Here is a 16,741-nt window from a genome sequence, read left to right on the forward strand (position 1 = left end):
ATTTGAACTCCAATGAAAAGAAAAATAAAAAATACAATAACAATTGAGTAGAAATAAGATGCTTTTTCTCTACACTTCTTAAATTCAGCAAGTTTCCTATCTTCTCTATATTGAGTATATTTATCTGATTCTTCTTGTATATTTTGTTCTATTTCTATTCCATCAGGAACAGTTGGATCAGTTGTAAGAATAGGAAGTAGAAAACAACTTATTTTCTCCCATAAGGACATAGGTTGATTCTTAACTATATTCCTTATTTCTAATCCTTTTTTTGCATGTAAAGTCTCTTTATCATTAGGAGACCTTTTTTTATATTCTTTTTTCGCCTCATCATATTCTTTATGGTTTTGATTTTCTAATATTTCAAATAGATCAACTAATGAGTATTGTTTTATTGATTATATAATATGGCATTAATAGTGTTTTATTTTAATTGCACCTAACTCATTATACCAAAACCAATTTCAACCTTATCCTCCATATCTGTCGTGATTTATCAACCATTATACAAAGCCGGCTTATACATCAAACATAAAGAACTATAGCAGATAAATTAATGATGTTCATCATAGTAAACAAAAAAGCCGTGAAAATATATACTTTTACAGAAAACAAAAATTACTATGGCAAAACAGGGAAAAGCCAAGAACACACAAAACAAGGCAAAGCACACAAAGCTTATGACCCGTAAAAAGAAAAAATTACGGGAAGATAAGTTAGCAAGGAAAGAGCGCTTAAAAGAATTGAACAGGAAGATTAATGAGCAAAAAAGGCCGGAGAAAGATAATCCTGATATTTAAGGAGTCCGACCTCTTAAAATCCCTGCATTTTTTCGCATTATATCATCCCTCTGGCCTTTAGTTCCAGATATTTATTAAGCACATCCATAGTAAGATTTTCAGGGGCCGTTAATACGGTTTGTATACCGTATTGCTGCATGCGTTTTACAATCTCTTTTTTGTCGTATACAAGTTGTTGTGCCTGTGTATAAACGTATTCTTCCTCGGTATTTGTAGGCCTTTTTTGACTAAATTCTTCCAATTCGGTATTTTGGAACATTACAACAACCAGCAGGTGCCTGTTGTTTATTTGCCGCAAAACGGGCAAAATCTGATCGGCAGAATTTTTACTTTCGAAATTCGTAAACAGAAAAAGCAGACTTCGCACCGGAAGCTTAGCCCTGATAACCTGATACAAGCCCTCATAATTAGCATCGAACCGGCCTTCTTTTTCGTTGTATAAAGCCTTTAATATCCTCTCTAAATGTCCGTTACCGTTGCCCGCTCCAATAATGGTATTTACCTTTTCCGAAAACGATATTAAGCCTGCCCGGTCTTTCTTTTTTAAGGCGGTATTGGCAATTGTTAAACTTGTATTTATCGAATAGTCCAACAGGCTGAGATCGTTGAAAGGCATTTTCATATTCCTGCTTTTATCAAGCAGAAGGTACACCGGCTGCGCTTTCTCGTCCTCATAATGATTTACCATTAAACCCTGCCCCCGGCCCGATGCCTTCCAGTTTATTTTCTGAAAATCATCGCCGTGAACATAAGTCTTTATCTGTTCAAATTCGTGACTGTTTCCTATCCTCCTGATCTTCTTTATTCCGTGTGTTTGTACATAGTTGCTTTTTCCGTAAAGCTCGTAGTTTTTCATTTCTACAAGCGATGGATAAACCGGAACAGATTCTTCTATATTAATTGAATATCGCCTTATTACTAAACCAACCTGTGACCTTAAGAAAAGATGAACTTCCCCAAAGTTGTAAAGACCGCGTTTTACCGGGCGAAAATCATAACTTATCTCTTTTGTCTGATAGGCTTTAAATACTTCGGAAACTCTAAAATCGCGAATCTGTAATTCCTTCGGAACTTCGTCAATAACATCCGCCTTAAGTTTCATTGCACTTAAATTCTCAACAATAAGTTTTGCATAGTGTCTGTGCCCCAGCGACAGTTTTTTTCTCACTCTCCTTACTGCACTAAATTTAATTCCCTCCTGAAACAACAACCCTATATCAGAAAGCAAAACAATAATAAATAATATAAGAAGCAATTCGGCAAAAGGAAACAAAATCTTAATAAAGAAGCTTACTGCAAAGGTTATTATTACAGCCGAAAAGGCCATATATAATCTCCTGCTCAGATATAAGTTTTTGAAAATATTCTTCAGCTTATTTAACAGTTTCATTATCGGGGTATTTCTATTTTAGATAATATAGAATCAATAACCTCCTCTGTACTTACTCCTTCAATTTCCAAATCAGAATTAAGAATTATACGGTGATTCATCACGTGTTTTGCCACATATTTAATATCGTCGGGTGTAACAAAATTTCGTCCCCTGATTGCAGCAATTGCTTTTGAACTATTCATAATAGCCAGAGACGCTCTAGATGATGCACCCAGGAAAATATCAGCATTGTTTCGGGTATTCACAATAATATTGGCAATAAAGTCCAGGAGCTGATCGCTTATTTCAACCTCGTTTACAATTTTCTTAATTCTTAAAACATCAGCAGAATCAATAACCGAAGAAACATCTTCAGAAGCTGTTTTATCTGTCTTATTTTTGAATCGTCTTAGAATCAGCTTTTCATCTTCCAGTTCGGGATAATTAAGCTTTAAGCGATAAGTAAATCTGTCGAGTTGCGCTTCCGGCAATTTGTAGGTTCCTTCCTGTTCAATAGGGTTTTGTGTTGCCATAATCATATATGGCTCCTCCATTTTATAAGTTTGTCCGTCGATACTTATTTGCTTTTCCTGCATTACTTCGAAAAGAGCTGCCTGTGTTTTTGCAGGTGCCCTGTTTATCTCATCAATCAGTACAAGGTTCGAAAATACGGGTCCTTTTCTGAAGTTGAAGGTAGATGAGTTGTTATCGAAAACCATGGTTCCGGTAACATCAGTAGGCATAAGGTCGGGAGTAAACTGAACTCTGGAGTAACCCACAGACATAGTTCTGGCAAAAAGTTTTGCAAGTAGTGTTTTTGCAATTCCCGGAACTCCTTCCAGTAAAATATGTCCGTCTACATATAAAGCAGAAAGTAACAGGTCTATTACCTGCTCTTGCCCCACAATTACTTTTGTAATTTCTTCTTTAATTTTAATCGAACTTTCATATACAAAAGATACTTCTTCGTCGACAAAAGCATCGGGTTTTTCTTCAATTTCCTCAATTGCAGGTTTTGCCTGTTCAAGTACTTCTGTATTGTTCACTATTTCAGGTTTCTTTTCGTCTTCCATCTTATTAGTTACTTATTTTTTCTGTTTTTCTTTCTAATCTTAATTTTCGCATTTTCTCAATCTCGAATTCCAATCTTTCAATTTTTGAGAAAAAATCATTTAACTCCTCTTCCATAACTGTTGATTTCTTATTAATCAGAAATTGATAGCGATCGAAAAGAGTGTTTATATATGATAATTTTGCTTCTGTTTTCTTATGAAGTTCTAATCTAAATTCCTTACTGTCTTCTTTACTTTTAATCCTGTATTTTGTACGGTAAGCATTTATCAACAGCTTCATCTTTCTCTTCACCAAAAAACTGTGATCTTTCTGATAGTAAAACAATCTTCCAATGGTTTCTGCAAAATTTATTGATGTATTTCTTAATGGAGCAATATAGGGGATTGTTCTTTGTTCTCTTTTCGAACCAAAAATAATGTATATCAATCCCATCGAAAGTATCAGATACCAGGCCCACCTCAACTCCTTATTCCCCAGTATAAATTCCAACTGGGTTTTAGAAGTTTTTGTCCCGTCCAAACTGCTAAAATACTGGCTCTTACTTCGAACGTCACAGTATGTTTGGCCATCATCGAGGTACGACATTACGTGGGAAACATAGTCTAAGCCTTTCTCTGTTTTCAGAAAATAATTGGTGAACACCAAAGGGTTTGTATGCAGGTATAGTTCTCCCTCTCCAATATTAAAGCGAATAAAATACGGATGCTTGTTTTCCAGTGAATCCAGCTCGTAACCCAAAACATCGTACTTATAGGCTAAATCCATCTTTTCCAAAGAATTGCCAAGTCGTGAAAACTCAACATATCTGGCTTCGAAATGAAAAGGGCTTTTTGTAACAGCTTCCTTAAGATAAAGATCAGCAACAGTATCAGTTAGTGTTTTATAAATCGAATTATCGCTGATAAACATATTGGGTTCATAAACATAAGAGGAGTCATTACTAAAAAAAGGACTAAGGTCTTTACTTATCTTAGTAGTATCTAATCCCGACAAAAGATACAGCCCGTTATTAAACTCTTCACAAACTATCATAGCTTTATTCCCTTTTGAAATATACCTGTGAAGGCTGTCGATTCCCGAAACCGTCAGGTAGTTCGTCTTGCCGACAAAAAGATAGTTCTCAGGTGATTTTTCCCAGGCAGACATATCTTTCATAAGGTTCTCCTCCTGCTCCAAATACTCGAAATTCTCGAAGACATCTTCTTCCAGCATATCATTAAACAAAGAAACAGCATAGGCCGAATCCCAATTTACAAGATAATTTTCTGACCAGTCTTTTTTAATTGCCTGCAAGTATCTCCAGTATAAAACCGATGAGAGGAGCAATATAAACACCCCGATAAATATTAACTTTTTATTCATTGATTTGGGGTATTATTTATTAAGTCGATAATATTTTTATACCTGTTATAGTTGCTTTGCCTTCTGTTTTCATCGAGATTCTGTTCGCCATACCAAACACGCTCATAATCGTAGGTAAGCCCGACAAATTTGCTCTTGAGGCTGCCTGACTTCAATTCGTGTATATAATCGAAATTGGTTTTATTTTTTCTCCACCTTATCAGTCTCAATGATATGAGATTTCTGATTACAATTAAATACTGTATTCGTATAGTTGCTCTAAAATCGCCTTCGGAAAGTGACTTTTCGAGAGCATCGGTAAGTTCCTTTAATGGTGATTCGTGAGATAAATCTTCAACAAGATACTCCCGCTTAACATTGTTCTTTATTCTGAGCGACAGGGGAGTTTCCCAACCTGCTCCCTGAAAAATCAGCATCAGTACATATGCTACCAGCAGCACAGCAACAATAATCATTAAATACATTAACATCGTGAAGATAGCTGATAGCCATTCAGGAACTTTATAATCACCAATCTCAACATTTTTTACTTCTTCCCTTTCGATAAATTCCAGATCATCACCCAGGCTTTTCCAGGCATCCTTATCAATGCTTGCAGGTTCAATTGTTTCCACACTCTTATTGCTTATTCCCTGAGAAAATGTTTGGGGCACATTAACAAATAAAGCCAGAAGGATAAATATCTTAATCAACAAATAACGCATCAATCTCTTTGTTTAGGGTTAATGCCTCATTTTTTTCTATAAAACTGTAATGGGCTATAAATAACGAAGTAAAAAGAAGAATAACAGCCGTAAAAACTATCATCCATCCAATAGTATTTACTATTACTGCTCCAATTGTAACAGATAATTCATCAGAAGAGAACATACTCATCGAAAAAATACCGGAACCAAAATTAGCAAACGGACTTTCGAAAAATACCGTAAGCAACATCAGAACAAACAGAACTATTATGTTTATCCCAAATAAGTTCATATGATTACTTTCCAAAGTATCGGAAACTCTTAGATAAGCACCTTCGAAAGTAAGGTCTTCCCAAAACCCGACCATGAAAAAATATATTGGCCATGGTAAAACAAATATCGCAACTACTATACTCCATCCATTTTGCAGGGTCATTAACCCAATTATTGTCAGGCTGATAAATGCAGAGTGTATCACTCTTCTAACACTGATCTTATTTATATTTTCGCGATTAAACTTCTTGTTTATTTTCAGAAGTATCCTATAGATGATAATTGTAATAAATATTATATGGATAGTATAGGCAAGCAAGTTAACCCCTTCGAAATTTAGATAGTATAAAACCTGATTGGCAGCACTGTTCTGGTAATCCCACATATCACTTCTTACATAATAGTAAAGTCCTGCAATAGCTGAATAAAGTATTGCTAAGAGTAAAGTTTCTCCAAATAAAGACCTGAATTTATTCTTGATAAATACTATACTGTCATTAAATACTTCGAAAAAATCTTTTATCTGAAAAAGCTCTATTTCGGTATCGCTGTTACTGAGATTTTCTTCGAATTCCTGTTCGTTTATTTTTCCCTGTTTATACAGGCTCCAGGGCCGGTAGATAAATAAATATACGATGAAAGAAAGTGAAGCCAATATTGATATTACCCTTAATATATCCGGTGCATCGGTATATCTGGTAAAAAAGCCTTCGATAAACCCTGCTACTACCAAAATAGGTATAATTCCCATAAGCAAATTTAAGCCTCTTTTTGCCGATACCCGAAACGACTGACCCCTTGAATATGTGCCCGGAAATAAAATTCCCTTTCCCATAACTACTCCGGAAGCTCCGGCAATAATTATACTCGAAATTTCGAGAGTTCCATGCTGCCAGATAGTAAGGAATGATTCTAAAAACAAACCTTTTTCAACAAAGAAGTACTGGAATGAGCCCAACATGATACCATTGACAAACATAAAATATAAAGATCCTATTACCGCAAAAGCCCCGGATAAAAATGTATATATGGAAACCGTAATATTGTTGAAAGTTATTCCCAGAAACATATCTACCTCATTGCTCTTTTTATAAACAGCCATAGGGTCGCCATTATCAATGTTTTCGAGTGTCATATTTACATAATCATCGCCCAAAATTACTCTTACAAACTCCGGTTCGTATACCGAAGAAACAACACCGATTATAACAGAAAATAAAAAAAATAAAAACGTAAATATTAGTTCCTTTCTACTGTGCCAAATATGTGAAGACAGATCGTGAGACCAGAATTTCCTGATCTGTTCGAAATCCACTTTTTTGTTTTTATATATTTTGTAGAATACTGTCTGTCCAAGCTGATTTAAATATTGTCTGACTAATCTGTTGGGATAATGAGTTCTCGCAAAAGATAAATCGTCTGTTAATTTCAGAAATAAAAAGCTTAATTTTTCAGGCTCAATACTACTTTGTTTTACGGAAGTTTCAAACTCCTGCCACTCCTTGAAATTGTTATTTATAAATCTTGACTCTTTCATTAATTAGGTTAGCTACTAAAATTGGGGAAATTTTTTTGAAATATATCAAAACTGATTCATATAATTGTGCTATTAAAACCAAAATTTCTCATTGTGAAAAACGCATCCATAGAAGTTCTTACTACTCAAAACGTTACGATTAAATATGAATTTGCCGAAATAATACAACGGATTGGAGCTTATATACTTGATCTTGTATTTATGAATATTATTGCTCTTGTTCCATTTATAACTGTTTCTATTATCTCCAGTAACGTTACAACTGCCTATTATTTGTTTTTTATGCCGATACTAATTTTTTACACATTAGTATTGGAACTGTTTAACAACGGGCAAACTCTCGGAAAACAAATTTTGGGAATAAAGGTTATCCGCATCGACGGAAGTGAACCCGAAACAATGGACTATGTTGTTAGATGGATATTTTCGCCTGCTGATTATATGTTGACATTCGGAATTATGGCAACAGTATTAATTAAAATCTCAAAAAACCATCAACGTTTAGGCGATATAGTAGGAGGAACATCGGTAATCAGGATAAAACCATCGCATAAATTAACCCTCAGCAACCTGCTTTCGATAGGAGATAACTATAAAAACTATGTTGTAAAATACCCCGAAGTAAGGAGATATAGCGAAGAACAGGTTATCCTGATAAAAACAACCTTAGACAGGTATGTAAAAACTCCAAATATTGCTCATACCAGAGCCTTACTGAAATTGGTAAGAAAAGTAACGGTAAATATCATTCCGGAAAAAGAGCTTAAAACAAATAATATGAGAGTGGAGTTCCTGAAAACTGTAATAAGTGACTACGTTATTCTTACAAGATAGTTTTCAATAAAAAACAGCCACATCGAACTGATATGGCTGTTTTTTAATAATTTTCAGCTTATTTTACCAAATGAGCATCGAGAGTTTCGCCGTCTATTCCGTCTCCTTCTTCCTTAGGATTTGGCCCGTATTCATTTCTACCTGGTTTGCTATCGGAAACAACCAAAACCAAAAGATATATAGCTCCGATAAACGGGATAAATGCAATAAGAAACATCCATCCGCTTTTCCCAACATCGTGAAGTCTGCGTACTGTTACAGCTAAACCGGGGATAAACATTCCCAAAGCGTACAGTCCGTATATTGGTCCATAGTTTGTTATTTCGTGTGCAATACCAAGAACATTGTCCAACACCATTGCAGCAATAGCAAAAATCATATTAAACAGCATGAACATCCAATACTCTGACCTTCTAGCTCTTCCGCTAAACGTAGCATACTTTTGTAATACTTGTAAATACCAATTCATAATTTTGATTTAATAGGTTATTAATAGATAGTTGATAGTTTAATAATGTAAGGGTTAAGTGTAATTATTTTGTTTTGTATATCAGAGCTCCTGCAAGCTTATCGTGCAAACCCTGATTTCTCGAAGTAAAAAGAGCCATTAAATATCCGATAAAAAATATACTTGAAAGTAATTTGGCAAAGTGACGACCCGTGGCTTTTCCAAAACTGATCCTTTTTCCTTCCAAATCGGTTACAACCAATTTCATTGCAACTTTACCAATTGTAGCCTGATGCTTTGAACTTTCCAGTAACGCGGAGTACAGCCACCCTGCCACAACAGTTAATGAGAAAAATGAAATGAATCCGTAATAAACTTGCAGAAGCTGGTCAAAATCAGGATTAGGACCTAAGTTACCAAAGCTATTTACCATTGAAGACGTAAAGAAAGTAGAGATTATGCCTATTCCGAATTGGAGGATAATTCCATCTATAAACATAGCAGCAAATCTTCTGAGAAAAGAACCATAGTCAACAAAATTCGATACAGCGGGTTCTTGGATTGCATCCAGGATAGTTTCATTCATATATTCAGATATTAGTTTAGTTCGTGAAACTAACAAAATTTACGAATTACACCCACTCATAATCTCACTATTTTATAAACAAAAGAGGAATTAAAAGAAATAGATATTAGTTTAGTTATAAGACAATCCCCTCAATAAAACATCAATACGTAAGTTTAAAACTTAGCAAGATTATACAAAAAAGAGCCCAAAATTGGCTCATTTTCTATTTTTTTCAAATTACGGGGCTTACTTTTAATTCATTATTAACCTTCCTTTATAAGTTTCCTCAACATCTATAATTTCCGGATTTGATAGTACTCTAACATCGCCTGTTGATGTTATTTTACCTTTTACACTGTGAGTTGGAGCTATTATAATATCGTTAGTACTTCTTTGTAACAATGTAACGTTTTCTACATATAGTTCCCCTGCCTCCAATCTTGGATTATTCGAGGCAAAATTTATATTCAAACTTTTTGTTTTTCCTTTGATATAAAATATTGAAATACCGTTTGCCACAATTGAGATCTCTTCGCTATCAAGGTTTAGATTTATATTCCCGCTATTTAGAAAATCTGATTTCCAGTCCTCCGAAATAATATTAATTTTTGGATATTTCAATATTCCTTCCGACCATATATCTAATTCGGTAGAACTGCGAAGCGATGTTATGTTGGGTGCTGTTACTATAACTGTCGTCAATCCATATTCTCTGAATAAATTACAGCTTTGTTGGTTAGATATCTCCAACAGGCCTTCGTTTATATGTATTTTTACATCATCAATAATGTTCTTTCCTGACTCAATAATAATTGAATTAACTTCTCCTTGTTTCAAAATTAATTTGACACCTTCATTAACTATTATTCTGCTGAAGGTCTGATCTGCTATATCATAATTTTTTGTGATAATATCTCCCGAAGCCTGCAAACAATCTCCCGCTTTCTCACTATTACACGCTGATATAATTATCGAAAATAGTATTATTGTTAGTCTCTTCATAATTATAAAGTTATACCTATTCCAAATTCGATTGCTTCGGCTTTTATACTATGGGCTTTTACGGCTAAAATTCCAAAATACCTTTTCCCGAAATATCTTTTTAATCCTATTCTTGAGTACAATCTGCCTTCGTAGTCGTAAGGGTAATATATATAATAACCAAGCTGAGTAACAAGCGACAATTTATCGATATATAATTCGTGACCTAATAATATACTCAGCCTGTAAAAGTCATTGGGATCATGATATACTCCATTATCCTGTGCATTACTGAATTTTATCGATTCCTTTATAAATCCTGATGCAAAAAAATCAGCCCCAAATTGTATCTTACTTCTTTGGTTCAATGCTTTATCAGCATAAACTGTTACTACTCCAAAGGGAAAAGTACCGGCTCCAATATTTTCCGTCTCATTAATTCCTCCACTAAGAACTATATCGAGACCTACACTTTTATCAATTTGCCTATCCTTGTATATAATTTTTTCCTCGACAGATGGATTATACGGTCTGTCCAGCTGGTAATTAAACCCAAAATTTGCGGCAAAAATATTTATGCCGTTATTGGGAGCTTTAATATTTCCGTTTGAATAATGGAAAAAAGAAAATCCGTACTGAATTCCAAGCCCTTTATAAAGGTTATTAATCTTATGGTTTAAGATGAATGGTATTGCTATTGAAAACCTTGATCCAATTGCTACATTTCTTGAATTTTCGTCCCTGTTGAATGAAGTTGTACTATACGCAAGACCTAATCCTACCTTTAATAAAAACACATCATTTTTACGATTATCCCCAAAATAGAAATTTCTAAACCCAAAGGCTCCTATATTCTTTCCTAAAATATCACTTTTATAATCGGTAAAAGACATCGCATATCCGTATTCAGGATAGCTATAATTTTCGTTCCAAAGTTCACCTCCATCTACTTTGTTTTGCCAACTTACGATAAACCCATTTGGATGACCCTTTATCATATGAGCCATATCTTTATTGTGTTTCAATAAATTACCATAGAAATAATCAGCCTGAATGTGGCTTGTTTTTGACTGGGAATAGGATATGCCTGTAGTAAGTAAGGTAATTATGAAAATAAGATTTTTCATCAATGGCAAATAAAATTTAAGGCCTTAAAAGTACATAAATCCTATAAAAAAAGAAGCCCGTTCTGAGCTTCTTCTTTACTTTTTATTTTCCATTAAAAGCATTCATTGTATTTGCCGCACCTCCTAGTCCGAAAGATTCCACAGCCTTGGCTCCCATTTCTAAACGTTCCTCCAAAGCCTTAATCTCTTCCCCGGACCACTCGCCCAAAACAAATTCAATTTGAGCTCCTTTTGGGTATTCATTCCCTATTCCAAAACGGAAACGTGCATATTTTTGACTTTGCATAACTTCATTCACACTTTTCAATCCGTTATGTCCACCGTCACTACCTTTAAGTTTAAACCTGATTGTTCCAAAAGGCAGGGCCACATCATCGGCCACAATCAGCAGTTGCGAAAGTTCAAGCTTTTCTTTTTGCAACCAGTAATTAACGGCTTTACCACTGAGGTTCATATATGTGCTGGGTTTTATGAGAACAAAAGTTCTCCCCTTTAACTTAAACTCAGCCCTATCGCCGAGCTTATCAGTCTTGAAACTCACCTCGTGCTTTTTTGCGAGCTCATCCAAAACCTTAAACCCAATATTATGGCGTGTATTGGCGTATTCGCTTCCTATATTTCCTAAACCTACAATTAAGAATTTTTTCATTTTTTGTCTGGATAGCCCTTTGTGGCTATCCCTGATCGGATATCCACAAAGTGATATCCGTTACGGTTATTTTCTATCTAGATATTCAACTCTACTGCCGGATCCCAAAACTTTTCTTCGAAATTACTAATCTGATTATCAATGACCATAATTCCTTCACTTTCTAAAAGTTGCTGCATCAGATTTGTTCCCTGAAAATGACTTTTACCTGTTAAAAGTCCTTTTCTGTTCACTACTCTGTGTGCCGGTACAGTTTCGTCGTTTTTGGAAGAATTCATTGCCCAACCAACCATACGTGCCGATTTTGCAGCTCCCAAATATTTTGCCACAGCTCCGTAGCTGGTAACTCTTCCATAGGGAATCTGTCTTGCTACTTCATAGACTTTTTCGAAAAAATTGTGATTATCCGGCATCATTAAGGTTTGCAGTCACTTATTGGAAATTCAATTTAAATTGAATATAAGTAATAGGCTTACCTTCTTCCAGATACTGTTTTTCATAGAAAGTCTGAATTTTTGTTACAAACTCAGGTACTCCGTCCGACTGATAAATCCTATGATTTGCATATAGCACTTCATGCCCCTGACCGTGTAACAGTCCTAAGGTATATCCATGCATAAATTCGCTGTCACTCTTCAAATGCATTGTACCATCGCTGTTAAGTATTTTATTATACATTCTTAAAAATGCATCGTTTGTAAGCCTGTGCTTTGTCCTTTTGTACTTAATCTGCGGATCAGGAAAAGTTATCCAGATTTCACTGACCTCACTTTCAGCAAAGATCAAATCCACAAGCTCTATTTGAGTTCTGATAAAAGCAACGTTTTTCAACCCGTCTTCTATAGCTGTTTTGGCACCTCTCCAAAATCTGGCTCCTTTAATATCAATACCTATGAAATTTTTTTCAGGATAAGCTTCAGCCATCCCAACGGTATATTCTCCTTTACCACAACCTAATTCAAGAACAATAGGATTATCGTTATTAAACATCTCTCTGGCCCAATTCCCTTTTTGCGGCATTCCTCTCTCTACTTCTTCGCGAGTTGGTTGGATAACATTATCGAATGTATCGTTTTCCCTAAATCTCTTTAACTTGTTTTTACTTCCCACCTTTTATTACTTCTATTTTTTTTTGCAAAAGTAATGTTTTTTTACTGTTAATCATTAAACAGAAAAATCCTGATTTTCTTAATTATGTTATACTTATCTGCTATGATTTCGGATATAACTCCCCTAAATACAGTGAAATAATGAAAAATTTATAGTTAACAATGTGTTAATTTATTTTTTTTCACCTACAATCATATATCAGTAATTTCCTACATATCAAACAATTAAGGAGTTAAAAGTCTTTTAATACTGTAAGTATCATCTATTTATACCCTAAACACCTTTGCTTAACGTAAAAACTTTCAGTAAATTGCAGTAACCTTATATTTATTACGAATGAAAGACCTTGACAAAAAGGATGCAAGTTTACTATGGAAACCTTCCGATGATATTATAGAAAAATCTAATCTCAGCGATTACTTTATATGGCTTGAAGAAAACTACAGCTATAACTTCGAGGATTATGGTGAGCTTTGGGACTGGTCGGTATCGGCCAATGAAGAATTCTGGGAAAGTATTATCGAATACTACAAAGTTCTATATCACGGAAGCTACGAAGAAGTTGTTTCAGGAAATAAAATGCCTGAAATATCGTGGTTCGAAGGCATAAAACTTTCTTATGCAGAACATGTTTTCAGAAACTATAATGATGAGAACCCGGCAATAATATACAAACATGAGAGTGGAGAAATACACGAAGTGCCGTGGCAGGAATTAGTTGAAAAAGTAGCTTCTCTAAGAAAATATCTGTTAGATTTAGGGATCACAAAAGGTGATGCTGTTGTTGCTTATTTACCAAACAACGTAGAAGCCACAGTGGCTTTTTTAGCTGTAAATTCTATAGGTGCTATTTGGTCGAGCAGCTCTCCCGATTTTGGTTTAAATTCAGTTATTGAGCGTTTTTCACAGATAGAACCTAAGTTACTGATAGCTTCCGAAAGCTACAGTTATAACGGAAAAGAATTCAAACGCAGTGCCGAAATTTTAGAATTAAATAATCAAATTGAAAGCATAGATTATACAATTGTTATTAGCGGGAACAATGATTTGTGGAACACGGAAACATCGTGTATCTGGGATTATGCCCTGCAAACCGATGCTGAAGAACTGGCATTTGAAAGAGTTGAGTTTTCTCATCCAATCTGGGTTCTGTATTCTTCAGGAACTACAGGAGCTCCCAAGCCAATTACTCATAGCGTAGGAGGCGTATTGCTGGAACATCTTAAATATCTTGGTCTGCACAACGATGTAAAGAAGGGAGACCGCTTCTTTTGGTTTACAACTACCGGTTGGATGATGTGGAATTATCTTCACGCCTCACTACTACATGGTGCTACGATAGTTCTTTATGATGGTAGTCCTTCATATCCGGATATTAATACTCTGTGGTCGTTGATAGAAAAGGTGAAAATTAACCATTTTGGAATTGGAGCCAGTTTCGTTGTGGCTAGTATGAAAGAAAAAATACGTCCAAAACATAATTTTGACCTCAGCTCATTAAAATCGATTGGGTCTACCGGCTCGCCTTTAACTCCGGAAGCTTTTGGTTGGATATACAGAGAGGTGAAAAACGATGTTTGGGTAGCTTCTATTAGCGGCGGAACAGATGTGTGCAGTGCATTTGTTGGGGGTAACCCCTTAAGTCCCGTGTATTCCGGAGAAATTCAATGCCGTGCATTGGGTTGTGATTTAGTAGTTTTTGATGAAGAGGGAGATGAACTATATGAAGAAGTTGGAGAAATGGTTATTAAAAAACCCATGCCTTCAATGCCTATATTTTTTTGGAACGATGTAGATAACAAACGTTATAAGGAAAGTTACTTCGAAAAATATCCCAACTTATGGCAACATGGTGACTGGACTAAAATTACATCCCGCGACAGTATTGTTATATACGGGCGATCGGATGCCACCCTTAACAGAGGAGGAGTAAGAATAGGTACAAGCGAAATATACCGGGCAGTAAACAAAGTAGAGGAAGTTAAAGATTCAATGGTTCTAAATATTGAAAAAGATGGAGGAGAATCTATTATGCCGATTTTTATTGTTCTAAACAACGGTCTGAATCTGGAAGATGAATTGGTTGATAAAATAAAAATGTCTATTCGAAATGAATACTCCCCACGCCATATTCCGGACAGATTTATCGCTGTCAGTGAAATACCATATACCATTAGCGGTAAAAAAATGGAAACCCCAATAAAGAATATATTTATGGGGAAAAGTGTAGAAGCCTCCATAAAAAAAGGGTCTATGAAAAACCCTGAACTGTTGGAAGAATACCTGATGTTGGTTGATAAGATAAATTAGAAGCTAAGAACATTTTCACCTTGCAGAAAATATAAACTATATACCTTGAAAAAATTATTATTACGATTAAGTCTGATTTTATTTGTCAGTACATCATATGCTGCAACCGAATTACCCAATAGCTACACCTTAACGAATGCTGATTATGAACTCGTGGGGAACGAAAGATATCCTAATTTTGATATCAGGTCTAATGGAACAGAATCAGACCCTTATGTAATTCTTCAGAAACTAAACCAAATATTGGATTTTCATTTTACCTCCTCAGAAGAAGATGCCATCAAAGTAACTTTCGAAGTTTACGATGGTTCTGTATATCTGGTCGATTGGGATTTATATGTTGAAAACTCAAAATTCAGAACTTCCGACTATTTTTTAAGTGCCTCTTATAAAAACCTGGGTAATGAAAATACTCTGGATATTTCAACCTGGAATATTGAACATTTCCCAAAACACGACTCAACACGGTCGAAAGTTAAACAGTTTATCATAAGCTCTAAATTAGATATTTTTGGTTTACAGGAGATAGGAAATAACAACAACGAATTTAATGAATTGTTAACTGATTTGGGAGATAGCTATGACGGGTTTATCAATTATCCGGAGAACAGTTATGACATTAATCTGGCATTTATCTATAAGAAAGATGAGATTACCCTTGTAACACCCGGTAGAAATATATTGGAGTTAATCGACAGTGATCCATTCCCCAGAACTCCTATCGAAATAGTTTTCAGGCATAAGTCGGGAATTGAATTTATTGTCATCAACAATCATTTAAAATGTTGCGACGGGAGTGAAGACAGACGCAGATCTGCTTCTGAAAAATTAAAAAAATATATTGATGATAATTATACCTCTTCCAACAAAAAGGTTGTTGTAGTTGGCGATTGGAACGACAGAATAGATAGTGGTGAAAGTAATTTGGTTTTCGAAAATTTCATGACAGATTCCGACAACTATATTTTTGTAGATGAAAAGGTATCGGAAGAATCAAAAGACGGCCCCGGCTGGCCCAATATAGATCATATCCTAATCAATAAGTACTTATTTATAAGCAATACTACAGATGCAGGAAAGTTGAAAGTTGAAAATTTCGATTACCACTACGATGCTTATGTTTCTGATCATTTCCCGGTTTGGGTAAACCTGAATCCGGAACTTCTAAGTAATGAAATCAGCTATATCTATAAATCAGGGCTGGAGGTTTTTCCCAATCCTTGCTCAGAACAGTTTATCACATTAAAACTTAAAGATGGTATAAAAAAAGCGGGGATATTAGTTGTTAATATACATGGGCAATTATTGATTAGTGAAGATATAGATACTAATAAGATTGATGTATCTGAATTATCTGCAGGGATTTACATCCTGAAGTTAAGACAGGATGGTATTGTTTATACCGGTAAGTTCATAAAAAATTAAAGCTGATTATTCTTAGAATATCCGATATAAGACAAAAAAGCCGCATACACCCTTTGTATGCGGCTTTTATCAAAATACGATTATAGCTTAATCATAAACATTTCCAATCTTAGCGAGCTTGGGTTTATTTATCAATTTTATTTTTCGTCCTTTTAATATTATCAGCTTATCTTCTTTAAACTCAG

17 protein-coding genes are annotated in these 16,741 nt (G+C 34.9%); 4 read left to right on the plus strand and 13 right to left on the minus strand.

The window, feature by feature from the left end; genetic code table 11:
* The coding region (locus ABFR62_08075) for a hypothetical protein (protein ID MEN8138375.1) at nucleotides 1-230 on the minus strand (230 nt) is incomplete at its 3' end.
* Nucleotides 231-623: 393 nt separating this feature from the next.
* Between ABFR62_08075 and ABFR62_08080 the strand changes: the two genes are divergently transcribed.
* Nucleotides 624-800 (plus strand): hypothetical protein, encoded by a 177-nt coding sequence (locus ABFR62_08080; GenBank protein MEN8138376.1) that lies wholly within the window; start codon nucleotides 624-626, stop codon nucleotides 798-800.
* 37 nt (nucleotides 801-837) lie between these two features.
* Here ABFR62_08080 and ABFR62_08085 read toward each other — a convergent pair whose 3' ends face one another.
* The 5 genes from ABFR62_08085 to ABFR62_08105 are packed head-to-tail and all read right to left on the minus strand — an operon-like array spanning nucleotide 838 to nucleotide 7,104.
* Entirely contained in the window at nucleotides 838-2,190 is a 1,353-nt protein-coding gene (locus ABFR62_08085) for a DUF58 domain-containing protein (GenBank protein MEN8138377.1), read from the minus strand.
* Nucleotides 2,190-3,245, minus strand: coding sequence for a MoxR family ATPase (locus ABFR62_08090; protein MEN8138378.1), 1,056 nt, complete (start codon nucleotides 3,243-3,245; stop codon nucleotides 2,190-2,192). The genes ABFR62_08085 and ABFR62_08090 overlap by 1 nt, the downstream gene beginning before the upstream one ends.
* A 4-nt stretch (nucleotides 3,246-3,249) precedes the next feature.
* Nucleotides 3,250-4,608, minus strand: coding sequence for a hypothetical protein (locus ABFR62_08095; protein MEN8138379.1), 1,359 nt, complete (start codon nucleotides 4,606-4,608; stop codon nucleotides 3,250-3,252).
* Entirely contained in the window at nucleotides 4,605-5,312 is a 708-nt protein-coding gene (locus ABFR62_08100; GenBank protein MEN8138380.1) for a hypothetical protein, read from the minus strand. The genes ABFR62_08095 and ABFR62_08100 overlap by 4 nt, the downstream gene beginning before the upstream one ends.
* The gene (locus tag ABFR62_08105) at nucleotides 5,293-7,104 is read right to left on the minus strand and encodes a stage II sporulation protein M (GenBank protein ID MEN8138381.1); all 1,812 of its coding nucleotides are present in this window, start codon (nucleotides 7,102-7,104) and stop codon (nucleotides 5,293-5,295) included. The genes ABFR62_08100 and ABFR62_08105 overlap by 20 nt, the downstream gene beginning before the upstream one ends.
* A 93-nt stretch (nucleotides 7,105-7,197) precedes the next feature.
* Between ABFR62_08105 and ABFR62_08110 the strand changes: the two genes are divergently transcribed.
* Nucleotides 7,198-7,938 carry an RDD family protein gene (locus tag ABFR62_08110; GenBank protein MEN8138382.1) on the plus strand — a complete coding sequence of 247 codons (741 nt, stop codon included), beginning with the start codon at nucleotides 7,198-7,200 and terminating at the stop codon, nucleotides 7,936-7,938.
* A 58-nt stretch (nucleotides 7,939-7,996) separates the two neighbouring features.
* Here ABFR62_08110 and ABFR62_08115 read toward each other — a convergent pair whose 3' ends face one another.
* The 7 genes from ABFR62_08115 to trmB form a co-directional block, all read right to left on the minus strand.
* Nucleotides 7,997-8,407 carry a DUF805 domain-containing protein gene (locus ABFR62_08115; GenBank protein MEN8138383.1) on the minus strand — a complete coding sequence of 137 codons (411 nt, stop codon included), beginning with the start codon at nucleotides 8,405-8,407 and terminating at the stop codon, nucleotides 7,997-7,999.
* 64 nt (nucleotides 8,408-8,471) lie between these two features.
* A complete protein-coding gene (locus tag ABFR62_08120) occupies nucleotides 8,472-8,972 on the minus strand; it encodes an RDD family protein (GenBank protein ID MEN8138384.1) in 501 nt (166 codons plus the stop codon).
* 234 nt (nucleotides 8,973-9,206) lie between these two features.
* On the minus strand, nucleotides 9,207-9,956 hold the full coding sequence (locus ABFR62_08125) for a head GIN domain-containing protein (protein MEN8138385.1): 750 nt from the start codon (nucleotides 9,954-9,956) through the stop codon (nucleotides 9,207-9,209).
* A gap of 2 nt (nucleotides 9,957-9,958) precedes the next feature.
* Entirely contained in the window at nucleotides 9,959-11,062 is a 1,104-nt protein-coding gene (locus ABFR62_08130; GenBank protein MEN8138386.1) for an acyloxyacyl hydrolase, read from the minus strand.
* Nucleotides 11,063-11,144: 82 nt separating this feature from the next.
* A complete protein-coding gene (pth, locus tag ABFR62_08135; protein MEN8138387.1) occupies nucleotides 11,145-11,711 on the minus strand; it encodes an aminoacyl-tRNA hydrolase in 567 nt (188 codons plus the stop codon).
* 77 nt (nucleotides 11,712-11,788) lie between these two features.
* Nucleotides 11,789-12,127 (minus strand): MGMT family protein, encoded by a 339-nt coding sequence (locus ABFR62_08140; protein ID MEN8138388.1) that lies wholly within the window; start codon nucleotides 12,125-12,127, stop codon nucleotides 11,789-11,791.
* A gap of 16 nt (nucleotides 12,128-12,143) precedes the next feature.
* On the minus strand, nucleotides 12,144-12,821 hold the full coding sequence (gene trmB / locus ABFR62_08145) for a tRNA (guanosine(46)-N7)-methyltransferase TrmB (GenBank protein ID MEN8138389.1): 678 nt from the start codon (nucleotides 12,819-12,821) through the stop codon (nucleotides 12,144-12,146).
* A gap of 336 nt (nucleotides 12,822-13,157) precedes the next feature.
* Here trmB and ABFR62_08150 point away from each other — a divergent pair, with 336 nt between their 5' ends.
* On the plus strand, nucleotides 13,158-15,131 hold the full coding sequence (locus ABFR62_08150) for an acetoacetate--CoA ligase (protein ID MEN8138390.1): 1,974 nt from the start codon (nucleotides 13,158-13,160) through the stop codon (nucleotides 15,129-15,131).
* 45 nt (nucleotides 15,132-15,176) lie between these two features.
* The gene (locus ABFR62_08155) at nucleotides 15,177-16,556 is read left to right on the plus strand and encodes a T9SS type A sorting domain-containing protein (protein ID MEN8138391.1); all 1,380 of its coding nucleotides are present in this window, start codon (nucleotides 15,177-15,179) and stop codon (nucleotides 16,554-16,556) included.
* The last annotated feature ends 185 nt before the right edge of the window (nucleotides 16,557-16,741 follow it).

This window comes from Bacteroidota bacterium, from assembly GCA_039714315.1.
GTDB lineage: Bacteria > Bacteroidota > Bacteroidia > Flavobacteriales > JADGDT01 > JADGDT01.